Raw genomic sequence first — 21849 nt, forward strand, 5'->3', positions numbered from 1 at the left:
CGCTGCACCAAAACAGGGGCAAGGCCATAACGCCTAAACTGGCAGCGTTACGCATTATTCATAAGCTATTGAACCACCATCCAAGCCCACGCTGCGAAATTTTCCGCCGATGGACTGACAGCTCCGCGCTTTGTGAGATGGCTTCTTACCGTCGCCGCCCTACTATCAAAATGCCGTCCCCAAGGACCCCAGCCTGATCTTCGCGAGGTGACATATGAAATATTCCAAGACGCAAGTCGTCTATCACTGGCTAACCGCCGCGTTGATCTTCGTCATGCTTGGCACGGGGCTGGCCTATCGCTTTGATCTGGCAGATCGGGCGGCGCTGAACGCGCACCAGATCGCCGGTCAGTTGCTGATCGTGGTGCTGGCCCTGCGGGTCGGGGCGCGGCTGATGCGGCGCAGACCTGTAACGCGCCATCAGCACGCCGCTTGGGAGCGATTACTGGCCGGGGCCGTCCATTTCGGGCTTTACGGAACGATGATCGCCTTTGTGATCACCGGGTATGTCTCGGCCTCAGCGCTGAGCAGCAACAGTCTGATTGCGCCTGTCGATATCACCTTCGCCCGCTCTGATACGGGCGAATGGCTGCTGGATATTCATTACATGCTGAAATGGGTTCTTCTGGGCTTTTTCGGCCTGCATCTGGCAGGCGCGCTGAAACACCTGCTCATCGATAGGGATGACAGCTTTTCACACATGACCTTCACCTCAAAAAAACAGGAGCCACCTAATGCATAAACTCACACGCAGACATGTGATGTTGACGATGACCGGCAGCACCTTGATGCTGTGTCCGGCAATCTTGAACGCGCAGACTGTCTCGCCGGAATGGGACGGGCTGCCGGATACCACACCTGTCGGCGAAGACCAGTTAATCAATGTCGGCGAAGGCCCGGCCGAGGTGGACATCACGGATCTGGAACCAGGCCAAGTGACCGTGATCGCAAGACCCACAACCGATGAGGCCTATTCTGCCACGGGGCAGATCCAATATGTCGCCGTGCATTATCGCACCGAAGCGCAAATCGCATTTGGCGCCGAAAATGACCGCGACGGCACCGTTCAGGACCCGCGCTACTTTGTGGTCAATCTGGTATGTACGCACCGGGGCAAAGCCATTGGCATGACGGGTGATCCTGCTGCGCCATTTGCCTGTTTGGATCGGGGGGATCGCCATTCATCGGTGTTTGATGCCTCAGGCTTTGGCATCGCAGGCGCATCCGAGGATGAATATCTGTCTATCCCTGATTACAGCCTTACCACTGACGGGGATCAGGTCGTCCTGCAACTGGCCTGAACAAAAAAGGGGAGCGTCGGACGCTCCCCTTTCTCTATTCATTATGCAGCAAGCCTACTGCTTGGTGACCTGCGTATATTCCAGCTCGACCGGTGTGGCGCGGCCAAAGATGGACACGGTCACTTTCAGGCGCTGATTTTCTTCGTCGACTTCCTCGACCAGACCATCGAAATCCTCGAACGGACCATCGTTGACTTTGACCTTCTCGCCAATCTCGAAGTTGATCAGGGTGCGCGGCGCTTCTTCGCCTTCCTGAACGCGGCCCAGGATCGCCTGCACTTCGGCATCACGCATCGGCATCGGGCGCCCCTGCGGGCCAAGGAACCCGGTAACGCGGTTGATTGAGTTGATCAGGTGGTAGCCTTCATCGGACATTTCCATATGCACCAGCACGTAACCGGGCATAAAGCGACGCTCGGCGGTTACCTTTTTGTTGCGGCGGATTTCGATCACTTCCTCGGTGGGGACCAGAACTTCGTCGATCTGCTCATCCAGCCCGCGTTCTTCCGCTTTGGTCCGGATTTCCTCTGCGATCTTCTTTTCGAAGTTCGACAGAACGCTTACCGAATACCACCGTTTCGCCATTGTCTGCGCACCTTGTCGTCAGCGACCCGTTCGGGTCCAATTCAAAAATATCCGGCGGCCCATCCGCCAGTCCCGAAAATAAAAGCGGCGTGCAACTCGATTCGCCACACGCCATTTTCGGGAAGTTTCAGGCTCTTACCGCTGCTGCCCGCTATTTTCAAGAGGCACCCACGAAATTCCGGATCGTCAGCTGCCGAAATAGTTCAATACAGAGGTCAGCCCAGACCGGATCACAATATCAACCAGCGAGAAAAAGATCGCCGTCAAAGCGGCCATGATAAACACCATGATCGTTGTCAAAACCACTTCGCGGCGTGTCGGCCAAACGACCTTGGACACTTCGGCGCGGACTTCTTGGATGAATTTGACAGGGTTGGCGATGGCCATGGTTGATCGTCCTTTGTGGAAACAAACGCGACATACGGTGTCTGTATGGCAAATTCAAGCCCGGCGCGGCACGGGCGGGATGCTCATTTCAGGAATGTGACATCTTCCATACCGGCAATCGCAGCGGTTTGAGCAGCATAAGCTGCGGCAGCGCGGGCATGTTCATCAGAATCAAACCCATCAAAAGACGGATGCGCCGGCCCCACAGGCCACATTTTGCGCATGGCAAACCCCGCCTTGTCCCCTTCTCCAGCCGCGTGACGCTGAAGCGTTTCGGTCACGGCAGCGGCAGACAGACCTTCGTGAATCCGTCGGGGCAGCGGCGCGACAATTTGGGCGCGGTCCGGACCAACCAAACCTGCACAGATTTGTGTAAAGACGTCGGCGTAATCCTCATGCCGCCAGACAGTCAATTGACCAACGCCCTTGGCCCCGCGCAGCCGGGTGACCAGATCAAGCCAATCGACACTGGTGATCGGATTTATGCGTTTGAAGCGATCCAGCGGCATGGCCCGCCCGCCCATGAGCATCTGACAATACGCAGAGCTAAGAAATGCTGTGGGCTGGCGGATACCCAGAAACACATCGATCGGGCGCCCGATCGCCTCGGCCAGCGCGGCAACACGGTCGGCGGCATGCGGATATCTGACTTGCACCGGGAAACGGCGCGGGCTGTTCAGAACGCCGATGTAATTCTCTTCGCTAAAGATCACCCGGTCCGCATCTTTGCGCATCAAGGCAAGCTGATCGGCAGGTGATCTGCGGGCCGGATCAGGCGGTCCATCTTTCAGACCGAAAAGCGCCGGGATCGACCGACCGGGCAAACGAAAATACTTTGGGCTGTAAAGACGCACCCCCGCGTCCGCCAGCGGGTCCGCCACAGTCTGCAAAGAACGCTGCAAATGGGTCGTTGCGGTCTTATGCGCGCCCACATGAAAGGCGACTGTAAAATCGGGGGGTGTCATAACAGAACAATCATCCTCCGGCGGGCGGTGATCGGGTCTGGCAGGGGCACCAGGACTTGAACCCGGGACCTACGGTTTTGGAGACCGTCGCTCTACCAACTGAGCTATACCCCTATGACCGGATGCCGGGTTAGTCCGAAACGCAGGCCGGATCAAGAGGGAAGCTGCACCAGACTTGTGTTCACGTGCAGAAATGTCGAAACAGAGGGTCCACCGACCATGCAAAGGCCCCTGCCCTGATGTCTCTTCGCCGCCGGATCGAAAAATCAAAGTTCCTCGCCGGGTGGCTGGCGGCACTTGCGGGGGTTTATCTGGCCTTTTGTCAGCGCAGCACAAAATGGAAAGTCGAGGGACTGGACGATCTAAAAACCGCATTAGCCGAAGGCCCCATTCTGCTGGTGATGTGGCATGAAAGATCGATCATGGGCGCCTTGCATTGGCCCGTCGATACCGCGCCGCTATCTAGTCTTTATGCCAGCTCGCCCATCGGGCGGATTTCGGGCGCGCTGCAACGGCGGGTTGGTCTGCAACCGATGGAAATGGCCCGCAAAAAGTCAAACCGAGCCGCATCACGGATGATTCTAAAGCGCGTCCGCGAGGGGGTCAGCATTGGCATGACAGGTGACGGCCCGCTTGGCCCGGCATTGCAGGTGCAGGACGCGCCGCTTGATTGGGCGCGAACAACGGGTATGCCAGTGTTTTGCTATGCTTTCGGCACAACACGCGGGCGGCGTTTGAATTCATGGGACCAAATGCTGGTGCCGCGGCTCTTTGGGCGTGGGGCTTATGTGTTTCGCCAGTTGGACGCAAAGGTAGCCCGCAAGATGTCGGATGACGCGTTAGAGGCGCTGCGCGAAGATCTCAGAGGCACGTTGGACGAGGTGGTTCAGCGCGCAGACCAGCTGGCACAAGCGCGCGCCTAAGCGCTGCCTGTCGGCCCGATCAAACGCGCTATATCCCTGCCGACGATGGCGTCTTCATTCTGCAAAATATGCTCAATCGGCCAATTCCACCACGCCGTCTCATTCAGCCTGGCGATGGTTTCCGGGTCAAACCGCATCCGCAGGATTTGGGCCCGGTTGCCTGCCACAATGGCGTAGTCGGGTACTTTGCCGCTGACAACCGCACCCGCCCCGATGATCACCCCATTACCAATCTCAGCGCCCGCAAGAATGCGCGCGCCGGTGCCGATCCAGACATCATGGCCCAGGCGAATATCGCGCCCCGCAGGCAAGGTGGCGGGGTAATCGGCAAAGCGGTCGGGATCATGGATCGCAAAGGGAAAGGTGGAAAACCCCGTGCGCGCATGGTTCGCCCCATCGGTAATAAAGCGCACATCATGGGCGATCTGGCAGAATTTACCGATGATCAGACGGTCCTTGGCCATGGGAAACAAATAGGGCGCCAACCTGCTGGCCCAACCCGCAGGGTTCTCTGGCGGGTCGAAATCATTAGCATAGCTATAAACGCCAATCTCCCAATTGGGATGGGTGATCGCGGCCTTTAAGAAGACATTGCCCTTGTGAACGGTCCCGTCCGGCAGGGTGACCGGGTGTAGCGTGTCTGGTGATGGGAATGGCATGATCCAGGTCTCTTTTTCGAATTCGTTGTCGAACAGATAGTGATCGTTTGTCGAACGCAAAAGGCCGCCCTGGTTAGGGCGGCCTTTGGTTTTGTAGTGCGTGTGCGGGTTCTCGAATTTTTCCGTTGGAAAACATTTGCAACCCGCCAGATACGTTTCAGCTAACACCCATCTCACAGGGTTTTGCAGGTCTCAGAGCTGTTGCTGTTGCTTCCAATACTCAAAGCTATGCATGAGGGTTCCATCGGCCCACGTGAAGTCCGAGCGGTGCTGCCGGACGCCTTGATACTCGTATACGTACTCAGGAACCACCCAAGCCAGCTGCTTGCCAGCCTCCAATGCGTTTTGCTCCATCTTACGATAACTCTGAGCCTGTTCGTAACCGCGGAGCATTAATTCAGCAGACCCAAAATCGTTCTGTTCCCATCTATCTACGATTGTTTTGCAGGTCTTCCAGCTTTCTTGGTAAGAAGGATAGTCCAACTCCTCCCAAGTTAAATTGGTCATCCAATTTGAAGCCTCAATAAAGAAGATATGGAATGCGGTTCCGAGATCACATTCTGGTTGCGAGACGATCCATAGCAGTGGTGCAGACCCGTAGTCCCAATTCCAATTGATAACTATCGCATGCCATGTATCTGGCGCCTGTTTAGACAACCACCCCAAAAAATCGTTGTCCGATATTTCAATTTTGCCTTCTTCGAGCCAGCGGTGGAGAAGCGCATGTTCGTCCTCGGACGTACCAAACGATTGCCGGTTCCTTCGTTTGGCGAGGACTTCCGAACGTTTGAGGATTGGTTGAGGGCTTTCGTATGAAGACGCTTGGCTATCCTGACGGATTTCTTTTTCACTCAATCGTTGCAGCTCTTCCACGACACGCTTCGGATCGACCGTATTACGTCGCATTTCTGCTCGTTTTAAGAAAGGCAAGATAATCAGTATTCCAACAGCCACCCCAACTACCAAAATGATGCTATCAAGCAATGCGTAACCTCCCCGCCCATGTATCATTAAGTCTTATCGAGTACGGTGAAGCAGCTCAAAATGAAAGGCCGCCCTTGTTTGGGCGGCCTTTTGGTTTTTGTAGCGCGGTTGCGGGTTCTCGAAGTTTTCCTTTGGAAAACATCTGCCACCCGCGCGGTGCGTTTGCGGTCAAAGACCGCAAGCCGCCCCGTACTTACTCGATGATTTTGGAGACAACGCCCGAACCAACGGTCCGGCCACCCTCGCGGATCGCGAAGCGCAAACCGTCTTCCATCGCGATTGGCGCGATCAGCTCAGCAGACAGTTTCAGGTTGTCACCAGGCATCACCATCTCGGTCCCTTCGGGCAGCACACATGTGCCGGTCACGTCAGTGGTCCGGAAGTAGAACTGTGGACGGTAGTTCGCAAAGAACGGCGTGTGGCGGCCGCCTTCTTCCTTGGTCAGGATGTAGACCTCGGCCTCGAACTTGGTGTGCGGCTGCACAGAACCCGGCTTACACAGAACCTGACCACGCTCAACCGCGTCACGGTCGATCCCGCGCAGCAGGGCGCCGATGTTGTCGCCAGCTTCGCCGCTGTCCAGCAGCTTGCGGAACATTTCAACACCTGTGCAGGTGGTTTTCTGGGTGTCTTTGATGCCAACGATTTCGATCTCGTCACCAACATTGATCACACCGCGCTCAACACGGCCGGTCACAACTGTCCCGCGGCCAGAGATCGAGAACACGTCCTCAACAGGCATCAGGAACGGCTGGTCAACCGCACGGGCTGGTGTTGGGATATATTCATCCACAGCGGCCATCAGCTCGGCGATTTTCTCTTTACCGATGTTGTCATCGCGGTCTTCCAAAGCGGCCAGAGCCGAGCCTGCAACGATTGGAATATCGTCGCCTGGATACTCGTAAGAGCTCAGCAGCTCGCGGATTTCCATTTCAACCAGCTCGAGCAGCTCTTCATCGTCGACCTGGTCAACTTTGTTCATGAAGACAACCATATGCGGGATGCCAACCTGGCGGCCCAGCAAGATGTGCTCACGTGTTTGCGGCATCGGGCCGTCAGCTGCGTTCACAACCAGGATCGCGCCGTCCATCTGCGCCGCACCGGTGATCATGTTCTTGACGTAGTCGGCGTGGCCGGGGCAGTCAACGTGGGCATAGTGACGGGTCTCGGTCTCATATTCCACGTGCGCGGTTGAGATGGTGATGCCGCGGGCTTTTTCTTCAGGCGCGCCGTCGATTTCGTCATAGGCCTGGAATTCACCAAACTGCTTCGTGATCGCCGCCGTCAGTGTCGTCTTGCCGTGGTCAACGTGACCAATCGTACCGATGTTCACGTGCGGCTTGTTACGTTCAAACTTTTCCTTAGCCATGAAAGGGCCCTTAATTTTATGGGGCCAGCCTGGCCCGTTCCAACATCGCGGGCGATGTATTGGGAATCGGCACAGAAATCAAGTGGTCCTGCCCCCGCAAAAAGGCAGAAAAATTTTGCAACGCATGTCGATTTCGGCATTCGCCAGACGTCTGTTAAGTACCAAGGCAATTCCGCCAAGGACATCAACAGGAGACAACCCATGCAATATATGTGCCTTATCTATTCCGCCGAAGGTTCTGGTCCGCAGCCCGGAACCGATGAATTTGGCCCATTCATGAAGGCCTATGGCGACTACACAGCGCAAATGCGCGAGAGCGGCGCATTGGTCCATGCCGATGCATTGCAACCTGTCGCGACGGCAACCACCGTCACAGTGCGCAACGGTCAAACCATCACCACAGACGGCCCCTTTGCCGAAACCAAGGAACAGCTTGGCGGTTATTATCTGCTTGAATGCGAAAATCTGGATGATGCAATCGCCAAAGCGGCCAGAATCCCAACCGCCACATATGGACGAATTGAGATACGCCCGATCATCGTCTGGGATGACTAAAGCATTTCGATTTATACTTGAACCACGTCTTCGCTGCCTCTCCCTTTGATCGAACGCAAAAAGTGATAGGAGATGTCTCAAGTCAAAATCGAAACGTGATAGAACCCGATGCTGCCCCCGCTACAATCCGAAACTCTGATTGAACGCACTCTGCGTGAAGAGTGGGGGCGCATCCTTTCGGCCCTGACCAAATCCTTGGGCGATCTGCAATTGGCCGAGGACTGCCTGCAAGACGCGATCACCCGCGCGGTTGAGGTTTGGCCGGAAAAGGGTCTGCCGGACGCCCCTGCCGCCTGGCTGATCAGCACCGCTCGCAGGCGCGCCATCGACCGCTTTCGCCGCGATGCCCGCTGGGCGGCCCGTGTGCCCGAACTGTCCTATCTTGCCGATCTTGAAGCCCAGGCAGAAGGTCCAGACCCGGAAGCCATCCCAGACAAACGCCTTGAGATGATTTTTACCTGCTGCCACCCGGCGCTTGAACAAAAGACCCAAGTGGCGCTGACCCTGCGCACGCTTGGCGGGCTAACAACCGAGGATATCGCAACGGCCTTTCTGGATAAGCCCCAAACCATGGCCCAGCGCCTAACGCGCGCCAAACGTAAGATCGCAGCTGCCGGTATCCCCTATGAAATCCCCGATCGGGACAAACTGCCCGAGCGCCTGACGACCGTACTGGCGGTTATCTATCTGATTTTCAACGCAGGCTATTCTACGCCTTCCCCCTTGGCGGGTGAGGCGATCCGGCTTGGCCGGATCATGCATCAGTTAATGCCAGATCAGGCCGAGGTCGCAGGACTTTTGGCGCTGATGCTGCTGCATGATGCAAGACGTCTGGCGCGCAGCGGACCAGCGGGGGAATTTATCCCGCTCGATTCACAAAACCGCAACAGATGGGATCGCGCGAAAATCACCGAGGGCGATGCACTGTTGCAAGCGACCCTGCCGCGCGGGCAGGTCGGCCCCTATCAATTGCAGGCGGCCATCAGCGCCCTTCACGCAAAAAGCCCGTCATGGGATGCAACCGACTGGCCGCAAATCGCCGCACTTTATGGGCTGCTTTATCAGATGCAGCCCTCAGTCGTGGTACGGGTCAATCAGGCGATGGCCGTCTCATACGCGCAATCTGTTGCGGCAGGGCTGGCAATGCTGGATGGGCTGTCGGATGATCCGCAACTGGCCAGCTATCAGCCCTATCACGCCGCGCGGGCCGATCTTTGCACGCGCGCAAGTGATCTGCCTGCCGCCCGTACCAGCTATCGCACGGCAATCAGGCTGACCACCGAAGACAGCAACCGGCGGTTTTTGGAAGAGAAGCTCAAAAACATTTCCTGAAACGCGCGTCGCGGCTACGCTGCGCCTATCAGAACCAAGGAGTATTTCATGAAACTCGGAGCATTTTCGATCAGTTTGAACGTCAAGGACATCGCAGCCTCCAAGGCGTTTTATGGCAAGTTGGGGTTTGAACCCTTTGGCGGCGACGAAGCGCAAGGCTGGTTGATGCTACGCAATGGCGAGACAGTGATTGGCCTGTTTGGCGGGTTCCTGAAGGGCAACACGCTGACATTCAATCCCGGTTGGGATCAGAACGCGCAGAACCTTGATAACTTCGATGATGTGCGCGCCATCCAAAAACGGCTGAAAGCCGATGGCATAGAATTCATCAGCGAGGCGGATGAAAACAGCGAAGGGCCAGCCAGCTTTATGGTGATCGACCCCGATGGGAACCCGATCCTGGTAGATCAGCATCGCTGATTTGCATATAACCTGATGAAAATTGCGCCGCCCATCACGAACGGTGGCGCAGAAGTACCATCTTTTGCAATGCACAATTTTATCACCGAATTTTCATAGTTCATCCAGCACTGGGCAGGTAAAGAGACGGTCGGTGTCACCAATCACGGCGCCGCCGCTGCCGATAGGTCCGACACTGCGATGAACACAGTTTACAACTTCGCCCGCCTTCTGGCGCTGATTGCCATGGGCATTGCTGCGTTTTGGGCGATGCATTTGCTTTTCGCCTGGACCGAAGGGCAAGGGGACGCGCTGCAATTGCCTGCGCGGCTGGCCGTCTTGGCGCTCTATGCGTTGCTGATCGGGGTGCCATTTTTGCCAAGTTTTCAGGTCTCGATGGCCTTTATGATTTTACAAGGGCCTGAGCAGGTCTGGTGGATTTATGGTGCCACTGTCACCGGGTTTTACATCCCCTTCCTGGCGGGCTGGCTGATCCCGCCGCGTTTCTTGATCAGGATGCTGCATAATTGCGGGCTGCACAAAATCGCAGCACTGGTTGAGGACACATATGCGCTGCCGATGGGTGCAAGGTTGGACCTCATGCGCGAAATGGCCCCCAATTGGATCAAACCCCTTGTGAATAAATGGCGCTATGCTGCGTTTTTCGTGGCCCTGAACTTTCCCGGGAATGTCGTCATTGGCGGCGCGGGCGGGATTTTGTTGGTGGCGGGAATGTCACGGGTCTTTGCCCCTTTGGCGATCCTTGGGATTATCTGTTTCTGCCTGAGCACCATCCCAATCGTGGTCACCGTCACCGGTTTTGACATTCTCGAATGGCTGAAAGGTGCAGGGTAAGATGGGCCACACAGGCCCATCTTAGACGCTTCCGGTCTGTCATTTCCGCCTTGTTTGCCCAAAGGCATCAACCCACCGGCTGATTGTCATCGCGCTTGACCGCCACAATCGATGAACGGGCCAACAGGCCTTCACCATCGGGGAATGGGGCATCGGGGTGCTGGATGCCAACGAACATGGTGCGTTTGTCGGCAGACCAGGTCAGACCAGTCACCTCAGACCCGTTTGGCCCTGTCAGGAACCGCTCAATCTGTCCGGTCACGGGATCACCTGCCAGCATCTGGTTGTTCCCCATGCCAGCAAAGCCTTCTTCATTGCTGTCATCCCCATCAGTCTGGATCCACAGCAAACCTGTGCTGTCAAACATCATGCCATCTGGCGAATTGAACAGGTTGCCTGCATTCACATTTGCAGAGCCCTTGTTCAGGTCATCATGGACGGTCGGATTGCCAGCCATCACATACAGATCCCATGTGAATGTTGTGGCTGCGTGATCATCATCTGCAGGCCACCAGCGTACGATCTGCCCATAGCGATTGGCATCACGCGGGTTGGGCGAATTGGGCACGGCAACCGCCGGGTCACCGCCTGCATTGGCGAAATCAGGCCCGCGCCGCGAATTATTCGTCAATGCGCAATAACCTTCGACCGCGACCGGGTTCACCGCGACCCACTCTGGCCGGTCCATGGTCGTCGCGCCAACGGCTGACGCGGCCATACGTGTGAAAATCGCGATCTCGGCGGCTTCCATCCCGGTGCTTTCGGGCGTTAAGGCAACCCATTCACCGGTGGCGTCAGTGTTAAACTTGGCTGCATAAAGCTGGCCATCATCCAACAGTTCAGATGTGGGGCCACCGGGTGTATAAACGCCGTTTGAGACGTATTTATACATAAATTCGCCCCGTTCATCATCGCCCATATAGACCACGACACGGCCGTCGGGGGCCAGAACAGCGGCGGCATTTTCATGCTTAAAGCGGCCCAATGCTGTGTGCTTGATCGGGGTTGAGCTGGGATCGGCCGGGTCAATTTCCACAATATAGCCAAAGCGATGAGGCTCATTTGGGTTTGCAGAGGTGTCAAACCGCGCATCAAATTTTTCGTAATTGTAACGGCTTTCAGCGCCGATGCCGTATCGGGCATAGCCGTCCGGCGCAGCAAAATCTGCATCGGTCGACCCAAAGTAGCCGTTAAAGTTTTCTTCACATGTCAGATAAGTCCCCCAGGGCGTTTTACCCGCGCCGCAATTGTTCATGGTGCCCAAAACAGTTGTACCAGCTGGATCAGCTGCGGTTTGTAGCAGTGGATGGCCTGCCGCTGGGCCTGTAATGGCCATCGGGGTGTTTTGTGTGATGCGGCGGTTCAGATCGCTATCAACCACGATCCCCCAACCGTTGTCGCCTTCGGCAACTTCCATCACTGTCACGCCTTGCATATTTTGCAGTGTTAGAACGTCATCTGCATTTATGACTTCGCCGTCCTGATGTGGCAGGTTGATCCCCGGGTTCACGTATTCATGATTGACGGCAATCACCTGGCGACCATCGACGACAAAGGCTTCCATCCCATCGGTATTTTCGCCAAAGACCCGGTCCGCGCTGGCAACGCTGACGCCGGTCGCCTGATCAAGCGGTTCGGCATCGGAAAAGAGCGGCTCACCCCATTTTGCAACAGGATACCACGTGTAGCCATCAGGCACGTGAATTGTGCTGTCAGTGGCTATCGGGATCGGGGTAAATCCGAAACGGCTGGTCGCCTGGGCTTGCGCGGATGATCCGGACAAAAGACCGGTGCCCATCACGGCTGCACCTGACCCGAACGCCACAACGCCAGAGAGAAAACCGCGCCGCGTGAGCGCTTCGTCAACGACGCGGTCAAAGTCGATATTTTCGGGGGCGGGGCGCTGCAGTTCGTCCCATTCATCCCAAGATAAATGGCTGGTGTCGCGGTCATTCATAACACTGGCTCCTTGCTGGTGTGTCCTTGCAAGGCGATGTTTAGCGGCCGCAGTTTGCAACTATATGACAGTCACTGCTTGGCCAGAAAATGCGTGTAAATATTCCGTACAGATCCTGTACAGAAGCTGTACATACACGCTAGCCAAAACGGTTATTTTTGGGGAATCCATAAGGCGGCCGTTTGCCGACCCCGGCGCGCCCGGCTTTCCATTCGGACATGTCCGGCTCGGTCCGGGTTTTGCCGCCGCCCATGGGCCAGGACAGGCCTGAGTCCCAATCAAAGGTCGTCAGATCCGACAGCCCGCCATCAAGTTCCAACATGCCCTGCCGCCCGGTCGCCTTTTTGTATTTCTGGATACGCACGCCTTTGCCCCGGTTCATCTCGGGCAGGTCCTCGACCGGGAAGACAAGGAATTTGGCGTTCTCAGACACAACGGCCACGTGATCGCCCGCCACGCGTTTGCAGATCTTGGCCACTGTATCTTTGACGTTCAGCACCTGCTTGCCGCTGCGGGTCTGGGCGATAACCTCGGCCTCGGGTACGACAAAGCCGTTACCCTCGGCCGAGGCCACAATCAGTTTCGCATCCGGCTCATGGATCAGGAAATCGACGATCTCAACATCATTAGGCAGGTCCACCATCAGGCGCAGCGGCTCGCCCATGCCGCGCCCGCCGGGCAGGTTTGAGGCCGCAATCGTGTAGAACCGTCCATTCGCCCCAAAGACCAGCAGCCTATCGGTGGTCTGCGCATGGAAGATAAAGCGCGGCCCGTCCCCGTCTTTGAACTTCAGCTCGCGTGTCAGATCGATATGGCCGGTCATGGCCCGGACCCAGCCCATTTTGGAACAGACGACAGTGATCGGCTCGCGCTCGATCATCGCCTCGAGCGGGACGTCGATCACCTCGGTCGCTTCGGCAAATTCGGTGCGCCGGACGCCGCCGGGGGCTTCGCGGCCAAAGATTTTGCGGGTCTCGCGCAGCTGTTCGGCAATACGCGCCCATTGCAGGTCGGAGCTGTCCAGCAGGTCCTCAATCTCGGCGCGTTCTTCCATCAAGGCGTCACGTTCGGCGATCAGTTCCAGCTCTTCAAGCTTGCGCAAGGACCGCAGGCGCATGTTCAGGATCGCCTCGGCCTGCACCTCGGTCAGCGAGACTTCAGGATCGTCGCCCAAAGGGCTGCGATAATCCGCCTCGGATGTCGCGCGGGTATGGCCGATTGCCCAGTCTTCGATCATCAACGCCGCCTTCGGGTCCTCGTCATAGCGGATGATGTCGATCACCCGGTCGAGGTTGAGGAATGCGATGATGAAGCCTTCCAATACTTCCAGCCGATGATCGATCTTTTCCAGCCGGTACTGGCTGCGACGGATCAACACATCGCGGCGATGATCCAAGAACGCGCGCAGCACTTCCTTGAGGCTACAGACCTTTGGCGTGACCCCGTCGATCAGCACGTTCATATTCAGGCTGAACCGCGTTTCCAGATCGCTGTTTTTGAACAGCATGCCCATCATGACCCCTGGATCGACTGTTTTGGCGCGCGGCTCCAGGATGACGCGGATATCATCCGCGCTCTCATCGCGCACATCGGCTAGCAGAGGTACCTTTTTGGTTTGGATCACCTCGGCCAGCTTTTCGATCAGTTTTGATTTCTGCACCTGATAGGGGATCTCGGTCACGACGATCTGCCACTGGCCGCGGCCCAGATCCTCAACCTCCCATTTGGCCCGCAGGCGGAACGCGCCGCGCCCGGTGCGGTAGGCCTCGGCGATATTGTCGCGCGGTTCGACGATGACCCCGCCGGTGGGGAAATCTGGCCCGGGGATGTAGTTCAGCAGTGTATCATCCCGCGCATCCGGCGTTTTGATCAGATGCAAACACGCTTCAATCAGCTCATGCAAGTTATGCGGCGGAATGTTCGTGGCCATGCCCACGGCGATGCCGCTGGACCCATTGGCCAGAAGGTTCGGGAAGGTGGCGGGCAGAACGCTGGGTTCTTCGAGCCGCCCATCATAATTGTCGCGAAAATCAACGGCGTTTTCGTTGAGCCCTTCCAGCAGCGCCTCGGCGGCGGAGGTCATTCGCGCCTCTGTATAGCGGCTGGCGGCGGGGTTATCGCCGTCGATGTTGCCAAAGTTCCCCTGCCCGTCGACAAGCGGATAGCGCACGTTGAAATCCTGGGCGAGACGGGCCATGGCATCGTAGATCGCCGCATCCCCATGCGGGTGGAAATCACCCATCGTATCGCCGCTGATCTTGGCCGATTTCAGAAAACCGCCCGTGGGCGACAGGCGCAGGCGCGACATTGCATAAAGGATGCGCCGATGTACCGGCTTGAGCCCGTCGCGCGCATCCGGCAGCGCCCGGTGCATGATGGTCGACAGCGCATAGGTCAGATAGCGGTCGCCGATGGCCACGCGCAGCGGTTCGGTTACATCATTGGGGCCCAGATCGGTGTCGCTCTTATCACTCATGTTGCTGGTGTAACGGCCTGCGATTCTGCCGTAAAGCCGGGAAAATTCCCCGTTCGCGTTGGGGCGCCATGCTGTTCAATGGGCACCGCCACGTTAACCAGTCTCATCCGGGGGGATGTCTTGATGCTAAAACTGATCATCGCCAGTTCACTTATCCTGTTCTGGGCCTTTTATGAAATGTCCGGTGGGGCAGATTTTGAACCCCGTGAACGGGTTGCCCAAACGCAAGCCCCCTTCGCAGATACAGCGCCCGAAGCGCCGCCGAATGCCGCCGCAGCGATTGTCGAGACGACGGTATTGGCGCCTGACCCCTCTGTGGCGGCGGAGCCGATCCGCGTGTCCTCTTACGTGTTTGTCGATGAGCCGGTGATTATCTCATCCCGCTCGGTCGAAACTGAGGAGGCACCGGCCGCACCCGCGCCTGAGCTACGCGTCGTTGCCGGTGACCGTGTAAACATGCGTGCAGGTCCTGGCACGCAGCACCCGGTTTTGGCCACATTGCCCCGCGGCACCCAAGCTGCGTTTATTGAGGCCAATGATGATGGCTGGGTTAAAATTCAGCTGACCGCTGATGATCAGATCGGCTGGATGGCTGCGCGGCTTTTGTCAGACGGCTAGGGGCGCCCCCTATCCAACCTTCAAAACAATCTTGCCGATATGCGCGCTGCTTTCCATTCGCGTATGGGCCGCGGCAGCATCGACCAAGGCAAATTCCTGGTCCATCACCGGTGCAATTTTCCCAGCAGCGATCAGCGGCCAGACATGCTGGCGGAGCTGATCAGCGATCCGGGCTTTGGCCAAATCAGATTGCGGCCGCAGCGTTGATCCGGTGATGCTGAGCCGCCGCATCATCAGCTGCCCCAGGTTCAAGTCCGCTGTCGGCCCTTGTAGAAATGCGATCTGCACCAATCTACCGTCATCTGCCAGCGCTTTGAGGTTGCGCTGTATATATGGCCCCCCGACCATATCAAGGATCACATCCGCCCCGCCCGCCGCTTGTACTTTTTCAACAAAATCCGCGTTGCGGTAGTTGATCGCCATTTCGGCGCCGAGCGCGCTGCAGGCCGCGCATTTTTCATCCGATCCAGCGGTGGTGAAGACACGCGCCCCAAAGGCTTTGGCCAGTTGGATTGCCGTTGTCCCGATCCCCGAAGAGCCCCCATGCACCAAAAACCGTTCGCCCCCTTGCAAGCCGCCCCGCATGAAGACGTTGGACCAGACGGTAAAGAAAGTCTCGGGCAGGCAGGCTGCTTGTTTCAGCGTCAGACCGCCCGGAATGGGCAGGCAGTGGGCTGCAGCTGTGGCCACATATTCCGCATAGCCGCCCCCCGGCAAAAGTGCGCAGACCTGATCACCCACCGCAACGGTGCTGACCCCGGCGCCGCAGGCCACAACCTCGCCCGCGGCCTCAAGCCCCGGCAGATCGCTGGCCCCCGGTGGCGCGTTGTACAGCCCCGCCCGCTGCAGCGCGTCAGGCCGGTTCACGCCCGCATATGCCACTTTGATCACCACTTGATCATGGTCTGCTTCCGGCATCGGCCGGTCCACCACCTGCAAGACATCTGGCCCGCCGGGTTGCGAGATTTCAACTGCGCGCATCAAATTGCCTTATCTTGGATCCTGCCAAATGCCTGGCAAATCTGCAGGTGGCATTTTTGTTGGCGCCCGGACTGAGGACAGCATTTTCGACAAAGGCCCGGTGAACGGTTTGAACAACGGATTGTCCCGCATGGTCGATTTGAATTTCTCAAACTGCATCACGTCATCAATGCGCCGGTCGATAAATGCGTCAGTCGCTTGCCCATCAAGGCTATCATCGCCCAGCCAATAGAGAATGACCGCGCTATAGACGCCCGACAGCGTCATCCGTTTGGTGTACCAGTTCACATCCTGTGATGTATCGCCCAGGGCCTCCCATATTTTATCGGCGGTCCCCCAAATCAGCTTGGAGCCATCAGCGGCCATATGCGGCAGGGCAAAAAGGGCCGCGGCGCGGCGCACGGCCTCTTTATCGTCGATCCCTGCAATGCGTAGGCGCAGTGCATGGGCTACTTTGTCCCGGAACCGCATGTCGGACATATCCGACGCTTTCAGGGCGGCGATCATCGCTGCATCCGCGCGCATGTGATAGGCAATGGCCAGATCAACAGCGCCGCGTCGGCACATCGTCCGTGCATGGGCCGGATCGATGCCGATTTCGGTGACGGCGGCATCAAAGGCGGTCTGCGACCAGCCGTCAAAAGCCACATGAGGCAATATGGCATCCAAAAGGGCGATTTTCTGTGGATCGGTCGGTGGCGTCATCATTGGCACTCTCCTGATGCGGGGCAACACTGGACAAACTAGTGCGCCTTTGCTACATGCCCAGTTCCTGCAATTTTTGCAAATCCAACTTAGAAAGGTGGTGTATACCACATGCAGGTTAGTGTTCGTGATAACAACGTCGATCAGGCGTTGCGTGCTCTGAAGAAGAAACTTCAGCGTGAGGGCGTTTTCCGTGAAATGAAGCTTAAGCAGCATTTCGAAAAACCGTCCGTGCGCAAAGCGCGTGAAAAAGCTGAAGCGATCCGCCGTCAGCGTAAGCTGGCGCGCAAGAAGTTGCAGCGCGAAGGTTTGCTATAAAGCATCCATCGACGTGACGATCAAAGACCCCCGTCTGAGCAATCAGGCGGGGGTTTTATTTTCACATTTCCGAATCATCGCAAATTACCTCGTCCTTCACACGGTGCTTCCCACGATTGGATCTATCCCTGCGTGGTAGGCGGTAGCACTTTCTGGTCAATTCGTCGGCGCTTAGGCGCGTTAGACGCCCCGTTTGCCTTTGATTTGACCGGCGCAACAAGAACCATGGCGCTGAAATGCGCGATACTTTTCAAAGGACCTCTCATGAAGCTCTTAAGCAAATCAGTCTTAGCCCTGTCACTTGGCTTTGCCCCTACCATCAGTCTTGCCGATTTTTCCGGCGCCTATGCCGGCGCAGGCATTGGGACCTTGAGCGGGAAACTAACATCAACGCTGTTCGATAGCTTTCTGGAAGCTGACAATTCCCTTGGTTTGAATGACAGTGCCGGTTTCACTGGGTTTGCAGGCTATCAGATTCAAAATGGCGCTTTCGTATATGGCGGAGAAATTGCTATCAATGCAGCGCCGGATGCCGAAATCGAAGGCGCCGATGGGTCTGGGCAGGACGGGGTTGCGACCGACGTGAAAGCCCGTTTGGGCTACGTTTTTGACACCAATTCAATGGCTTTCGCGACGGTCGGATACACAGCTGTCAGCGTCGACGACGGCTTTGATGAACAAGGGGATCTGGAAGGATTCCTGTTAGGTGCCGGTATCGACCATTTGCTTTCAGAAAACGTCGTCGTTGGTGCAGAATTCACCATGCGTGATACCGAAGGCGCGACCCAAAACGCCGACGTGACCATGAACACCAATTCGTTCGCGTTGCGCGTCGCTTATAAGTTCTAAACACACACCCCACTAAAGTGAGCCCCCTGCCGAAGTCATTCAGCAGGGGGTTTTGGTGTCATCAAGCGCGCCATTTAAAATCAAGACCCATTATGTCCGGTTAGTGATGCTCAACTCAGCATCGGCCTGCTTCAATTCTTGTTCAAAATGGTCTTTCATTTTGTGTGCTTCAGCGAGGTCAGCCTTTGACACTAAGGGACCAAACGGATCATTCACCGCAGCTTCGAAGTTAAGCGGGTCATCCTTGTTTGTCAGGCCCTCTTTGGCAAGGGTTGCAGATAGGTCATGAAATCGATCACCCTCAGATGCGATCAGCATTTTTGCCAGCTCGCCAACGGCGGCCTTGGGGTCGTTCTGCATTTTGGCATGATTGACCGAAATTACATCAAAATCAGGGGTATCGAAAGCGACCGTCTTTGCATTTGGGTTCGTATCTGCATTCAGCTTATACCCTTTATCTGCATACTTTTTCAGATGGGTCATCAGCGTTGGCGACTGCGCAATCATGTCTTTCGCAGCAGGCGGCAAACCCGTTTCCCCGGACATTTCGTCGATAAAGGCGAGGTTTTCGTTCAGGCGTTCGAGGGTTGCGCCGGTTCTCGCTGGATCTACGGATGGCTCTTCTTTGACACCCTTTTGTCCTTCCAAGTTCGCAGGGCTTTGCTGATCAGGTTTGCGAAGCATGTGCCTGGCTGCATCCAGTTTCCGACCTGCGACCGCCGCAAAATTTGAAAGCATGTTGGCAGCACCATCGCGCCGCGCGGCAAAGAAGTTCTTGACCCGCCCGATCACCGACCGATCCACTTGCGAGGGCGCTGCGTTGTCGGCCATTTGCATTTTCTGGCCGCCGATAGTCGCCGCATCCGTTTCATCCTGGCCCGGTTGCATGTCACCATAAACAAGCAAGTTGGAAACACCCGTCACACCTTCCAATGACATCGCACTCTCCTCATGTCTGATACTTCTTGCTATCGGCATAGCGCCTATCGACACGGGGCCCTGTCTCAAATGGTACTTTTACGTTTCGTTTTCTAAGGTCGCCTGATCCGGCATGACGATGCCTCAAACCGGCCCCAATCTGGCCCTGCCGCCCATGTAACAGCTTATTGAGCTTTTATGCCTATTCTGCTGCAACTGGCGCAATGCGCGCCCCTTAACGGACGGCCCAGACAATGCATCAAGATGAATTCCTTCTCTCAGCCATGGCGCAGGTGGGCGCGATGCGTAAGTTAGTGCTAAGCGCGCTGGCACTGCGTTTGATCGAAGAATCCGAGCCGCTGCAGGCGCTAAATATGCTGGGTACATTAGTCACCGCCACGCCAACCATGCCTGCCAAAACAGACCAGGCCATTGATCCGGCCATGTCAGATATGCTGGCCGCGATGACCGATGATCATGTCAGCGGCATGATCGATGAATTGCGCGTTCATTTGGCGGTGGCTAGCTAGGGTCAGGACCCTAGGGGAAAAAGTTAGGTGCTGGGGTGACGAACACATCGGCCACAAACTCATCCAGTTCTGCCGGTATTTTCGTCGAATGGGCTGGCGTGCCCACGGACATCGCTGCGTTTGGGCTAAGCCCGAACACATCCTCAAACAACCTGTTCTCGCCCGAAATCGACAAAGTGTTCAGGTTGCCGGACTGCACCGTGAACCCCAGCTGTTCCAGCCGTGTGCTGATCTCTGCCGCCCGCAGATCGGTCACATCGCCCTGATTGGCGGTTGCCGCGCGACCGCTGCCCAAATCAAGGATTGATCGCCCATCGGGCCGTTTCATCACCAATTGCGCGACGCTGTCGCTTTTGTCATTCATTTCATCCTCCGTTCGCGTGCCTATTGGGGGCCGCCGCGCAAAGCGTACCGCCCCCTAGAATAGTCGTTAGCGCGAGCGCAGTGTTTCGATCAGATCTTCGACGAAGTCTTTGGAAATCTCGGGCATCGCCCCCGAGCTGACCATCGCCATCTGCTGATCCTTGGGCGCCGAGAAGAACGTGGTTGCCACATCGCCCATCGTATTCAGATAGGCCCATTTGGCATCCGCAAGCCCTGCCCCCGTCGCCAGATCTGGGCCTGCGCCTGCGGTGTCCCCGTTGGCTGTGGTCCCCTTTTTGACATCGCGCGCGCTTTTGACCAGCTTTTCCTTGACCTGTGCCGGTGTCAAGCTGGAGTCTTTTTCCAGCATCAACGCGACGATCCCGGCGATTTGCGGACAGGCCGCCGATGTGCCGGAAAACAGCCCATAGCCATCGCTTGTCGAGCCCGTTGTTGGTGCGATCGCGTCGAGCGTAGCCCCTTCCTCAACCGGGAGCAGCAGGCTGGGTGCTTTGCCCCCGCCGATATCCACGCGCTTGCCCGTCAGCCCGCAGACATCTGGGCAGTTACGCCCCGGATAGAACCCTGATTGAAAGCTGGACGCATAGCTTGAGGCTTCAAATTCCGTGACATCGGGTAGGTTCACATGCACACCGCCGACCGAGATCACATCCGGATGGCTGCCGGGGAAGGCCTTGTGCCCGTTCCCGGCCGAGAAACAGACCGTGACGCCGCTGGCCACGGCATTGGCAATCGCCGCCTCAAGCGGTTTGAGCCAGTTCGGGATCGCCCCCCCGTGATCCACATCATAGCCCCAGCTATTGGTGCAGACCTGCGGTTTGGGTGTGGAGTTCAGCAACACATTGAATGAGCCGACCGGATCATTGCCAGCCTTGACCATCCGCAACCGGCAGTCTGGTGCATTGGCAAAGATATTTGCCGCCTCACCCGTCCCGTGCCCATTAGCGTCGGATGCTGCATCTGATGCACCCGGCCCAAGTAGCGTAGCCAGCAGCCGGTACCCCCGTTCCTTGTAGAAAGGGTGTTTGTAAAGCCCGGTGTCGATCATCCCGACGACAACATCCTTGCCAGTCACCCCAAGCCGATGCACCCGCGCCGATCGCATGATCACGGACACCCCATCGGGCACCGTCAGGTATTGATAGGCGGCCGGATCAACCGGCGCGACCGGTGGGATGGCAGAGGGCGCGAAATATTGTGGCGGGCGTGCCACGACGGCCCCTTCAAGAAGGTCCTGGAATTTGTCCGGCGCTTGCATCAGCGCCTCTGCCGGATCGTCGCTGGTGCCCATGAATGACATGGTTCTTTCGGGACCCACATCCACTTTCTGCCGCGTCAGCTTGGCCCCAAAGAATTCCTTGAACTGCTTGGCAGACCCGCCCACCGACAGCGTGATGTCGCTGCTGGCCTCGGAAAACACCGTAAAGCCGGCCTCTTCCAGCGCCCGTGTCGCATCGCGCACATCCGATGTGGACGAGCGGAAACTATCGACGTTGCCCGTTGTTATCGCTTCTGTTTCTGCAAACAGGCTTTGCGGCCCAACGGAGCGCGGTGACACGTTTGCAATGACTTCATATTCAGTATCGGCCATAAAAATAGTCCTTCTATAAATTTATTGAATGAGAATCATTATACCATAAATTGCATGATTTTTGAACGCTGCAGGCTGGACGTGTTTTTGTGCCGCGTAAAAGGGGCGCGCCTTTAACCGCAAATCATTAATTCTTCCTTAATTTCGAAATTACCTCGGTTTTTTACACGGTACCTCACTTGATCCAGCCAACGCCGCAGCCTTAGAC

Annotated in this window: 24 protein-coding genes and 1 tRNA gene; 11 read left to right on the forward strand and 14 right to left on the reverse strand. The window is 56.8% G+C overall.

Features of this window, described 5'->3' with window-relative positions; all coding sequences use genetic code 11:
- Window positions 1-214: 214 nt before the first annotated feature.
- Entirely contained in the window at window positions 215-742 is a 528-nt protein-coding gene (locus AABB29_RS03220) for a cytochrome b/b6 domain-containing protein (protein WP_341368318.1), read from the forward strand.
- Window positions 735-1301 carry a hypothetical protein gene (locus tag AABB29_RS03225; RefSeq protein WP_341368317.1) on the forward strand — a complete coding sequence of 189 codons (567 nt, stop codon included), beginning with the start codon at window positions 735-737 and terminating at the stop codon, window positions 1299-1301. The genes AABB29_RS03220 and AABB29_RS03225 overlap by 8 nt, the downstream gene beginning before the upstream one ends.
- A gap of 54 nt (window positions 1302-1355) precedes the next feature.
- Here AABB29_RS03225 and nusG read toward each other — a convergent pair whose 3' ends face one another.
- From nusG to AABB29_RS03245, 4 genes are all read right to left on the reverse strand, one after another.
- Complete coding sequence (nusG, locus tag AABB29_RS03230) at window positions 1356-1886, reverse strand: transcription termination/antitermination protein NusG (protein ID WP_341368316.1); 531 nt, start codon at window positions 1884-1886, stop codon at window positions 1356-1358.
- A gap of 186 nt (window positions 1887-2072) precedes the next feature.
- Window positions 2073-2273, reverse strand: a complete 201-nt coding sequence (gene secE, locus AABB29_RS03235) for a preprotein translocase subunit SecE (RefSeq protein ID WP_341368315.1) — start codon at window positions 2271-2273, stop codon at window positions 2073-2075.
- Between the two features lie 83 nt (window positions 2274-2356).
- Window positions 2357-3238: a hypothetical protein gene (locus AABB29_RS03240; protein WP_341368314.1), complete on the reverse strand. Its 882-nt coding sequence runs from the start codon at window positions 3236-3238 to the stop codon at window positions 2357-2359.
- Window positions 3239-3276: 38 nt separating this feature from the next.
- Window positions 3277-3352: transfer RNA gene (locus tag AABB29_RS03245), tRNA-Trp, on the reverse strand.
- 125 nt (window positions 3353-3477) lie between these two features.
- Between AABB29_RS03245 and AABB29_RS03250 the strand changes: the two genes are divergently transcribed.
- Window positions 3478-4161, forward strand: coding sequence for a DUF374 domain-containing protein (locus tag AABB29_RS03250; RefSeq protein ID WP_341368313.1), 684 nt, complete (start codon window positions 3478-3480; stop codon window positions 4159-4161).
- On the opposite strand, the gene AABB29_RS03255 is transcribed toward AABB29_RS03250, so the two are convergent.
- The 3 genes from AABB29_RS03255 to tuf all read right to left on the reverse strand — a co-directional run bounded on the left by AABB29_RS03255 (window position 4158) and on the right by tuf (window position 7173).
- Window positions 4158-4880, reverse strand: coding sequence for a CatB-related O-acetyltransferase (locus AABB29_RS03255; protein ID WP_341368312.1), 723 nt, complete (start codon window positions 4878-4880; stop codon window positions 4158-4160). The genes AABB29_RS03250 and AABB29_RS03255 overlap by 4 nt on opposite strands.
- A gap of 132 nt (window positions 4881-5012) precedes the next feature.
- Complete coding sequence (locus AABB29_RS03260; protein ID WP_341368311.1) at window positions 5013-5804, reverse strand: DUF4274 domain-containing protein; 792 nt, start codon at window positions 5802-5804, stop codon at window positions 5013-5015.
- 193 nt (window positions 5805-5997) lie between these two features.
- Window positions 5998-7173 (reverse strand): elongation factor Tu, encoded by a 1176-nt coding sequence (gene tuf / locus AABB29_RS03265; protein ID WP_341368310.1) that lies wholly within the window; start codon window positions 7171-7173, stop codon window positions 5998-6000.
- A gap of 201 nt (window positions 7174-7374) precedes the next feature.
- Between tuf and AABB29_RS03270 the strand changes: the two genes are divergently transcribed.
- From AABB29_RS03270 to AABB29_RS03285, 4 genes are all read left to right on the forward strand, one after another.
- Entirely contained in the window at window positions 7375-7728 is a 354-nt protein-coding gene (locus tag AABB29_RS03270; protein WP_341368309.1) for a YciI family protein, read from the forward strand.
- Between the two features lie 108 nt (window positions 7729-7836).
- A complete protein-coding gene (locus tag AABB29_RS03275; protein ID WP_341368308.1) occupies window positions 7837-9060 on the forward strand; it encodes an RNA polymerase sigma factor in 1224 nt (407 codons plus the stop codon).
- Between the two features lie 48 nt (window positions 9061-9108).
- Window positions 9109-9480, forward strand: a complete 372-nt coding sequence (locus AABB29_RS03280; RefSeq protein WP_341368307.1) for a VOC family protein — start codon at window positions 9109-9111, stop codon at window positions 9478-9480.
- A gap of 180 nt (window positions 9481-9660) precedes the next feature.
- Window positions 9661-10314, forward strand: a complete 654-nt coding sequence (locus AABB29_RS03285) for a hypothetical protein (protein ID WP_341368306.1) — start codon at window positions 9661-9663, stop codon at window positions 10312-10314.
- A 67-nt stretch (window positions 10315-10381) separates the two neighbouring features.
- On the opposite strand, the gene AABB29_RS03290 is transcribed toward AABB29_RS03285, so the two are convergent.
- Together AABB29_RS03290 and AABB29_RS03295 are read right to left on the reverse strand one after the other, a co-directional pair.
- On the reverse strand, window positions 10382-12271 hold the full coding sequence (locus AABB29_RS03290) for a PhoX family phosphatase (protein WP_341368305.1): 1890 nt from the start codon (window positions 12269-12271) through the stop codon (window positions 10382-10384).
- Window positions 12272-12410: 139 nt separating this feature from the next.
- The gene (locus AABB29_RS03295; protein ID WP_341368304.1) at window positions 12411-14747 is read right to left on the reverse strand and encodes a DNA topoisomerase IV subunit A; all 2337 of its coding nucleotides are present in this window, start codon (window positions 14745-14747) and stop codon (window positions 12411-12413) included.
- A gap of 123 nt (window positions 14748-14870) precedes the next feature.
- On the opposite strand from AABB29_RS03295, the gene AABB29_RS03300 reads away from it, so the two are divergent.
- The gene (locus AABB29_RS03300; RefSeq protein ID WP_341368303.1) at window positions 14871-15365 is read left to right on the forward strand and encodes an SH3 domain-containing protein; all 495 of its coding nucleotides are present in this window, start codon (window positions 14871-14873) and stop codon (window positions 15363-15365) included.
- Between the two features lie 9 nt (window positions 15366-15374).
- Here AABB29_RS03300 and AABB29_RS03305 read toward each other — a convergent pair whose 3' ends face one another.
- On the reverse strand, window positions 15375-16346 hold the full coding sequence (locus tag AABB29_RS03305) for an NAD(P)H-quinone oxidoreductase (RefSeq protein ID WP_341368302.1): 972 nt from the start codon (window positions 16344-16346) through the stop codon (window positions 15375-15377).
- Between the two features lie 9 nt (window positions 16347-16355).
- Window positions 16356-17054 carry a COQ9 family protein gene (locus AABB29_RS03310; protein ID WP_341368301.1) on the reverse strand — a complete coding sequence of 233 codons (699 nt, stop codon included), beginning with the start codon at window positions 17052-17054 and terminating at the stop codon, window positions 16356-16358.
- Window positions 17055-17162: 108 nt separating this feature from the next.
- On the opposite strand from AABB29_RS03310, the gene rpsU reads away from it, so the two are divergent.
- Window positions 17163-17369, forward strand: a complete 207-nt coding sequence (gene rpsU, locus AABB29_RS03315; RefSeq protein ID WP_008231221.1) for a 30S ribosomal protein S21 — start codon at window positions 17163-17165, stop codon at window positions 17367-17369.
- A 204-nt stretch (window positions 17370-17573) separates the two neighbouring features.
- Window positions 17574-18218: a porin family protein gene (locus AABB29_RS03320; protein WP_341368300.1), complete on the forward strand. Its 645-nt coding sequence runs from the start codon at window positions 17574-17576 to the stop codon at window positions 18216-18218.
- 90 nt (window positions 18219-18308) lie between these two features.
- Here AABB29_RS03320 and AABB29_RS03325 read toward each other — a convergent pair whose 3' ends face one another.
- A complete protein-coding gene (locus tag AABB29_RS03325) occupies window positions 18309-19157 on the reverse strand; it encodes a hypothetical protein (protein WP_341368299.1) in 849 nt (282 codons plus the stop codon).
- A 233-nt stretch (window positions 19158-19390) separates the two neighbouring features.
- Here AABB29_RS03325 and AABB29_RS03330 point away from each other — a divergent pair, with 233 nt between their 5' ends.
- Window positions 19391-19666, forward strand: coding sequence for a hypothetical protein (locus tag AABB29_RS03330; protein ID WP_341368298.1), 276 nt, complete (start codon window positions 19391-19393; stop codon window positions 19664-19666).
- A 10-nt stretch (window positions 19667-19676) separates the two neighbouring features.
- Here the strand turns inward: AABB29_RS03330 and AABB29_RS03335 are convergent, their stop codons facing one another.
- Together AABB29_RS03335 and AABB29_RS03340 are read right to left on the reverse strand one after the other, a co-directional pair.
- On the reverse strand, window positions 19677-20030 hold the full coding sequence (locus AABB29_RS03335) for a hypothetical protein (protein ID WP_341368297.1): 354 nt from the start codon (window positions 20028-20030) through the stop codon (window positions 19677-19679).
- Window positions 20031-20096: 66 nt separating this feature from the next.
- Window positions 20097-21641, reverse strand: a complete 1545-nt coding sequence (locus AABB29_RS03340) for a S8 family serine peptidase (RefSeq protein ID WP_373636771.1) — start codon at window positions 21639-21641, stop codon at window positions 20097-20099.
- Window positions 21642-21849 lie beyond the last annotated feature (208 nt).

It is taken from the genome of Yoonia sp. BS5-3, assembly GCF_038069655.2.
In the GTDB taxonomy this organism is placed as follows: domain Bacteria; phylum Pseudomonadota; class Alphaproteobacteria; order Rhodobacterales; family Rhodobacteraceae; genus Yoonia; species Yoonia phaeophyticola.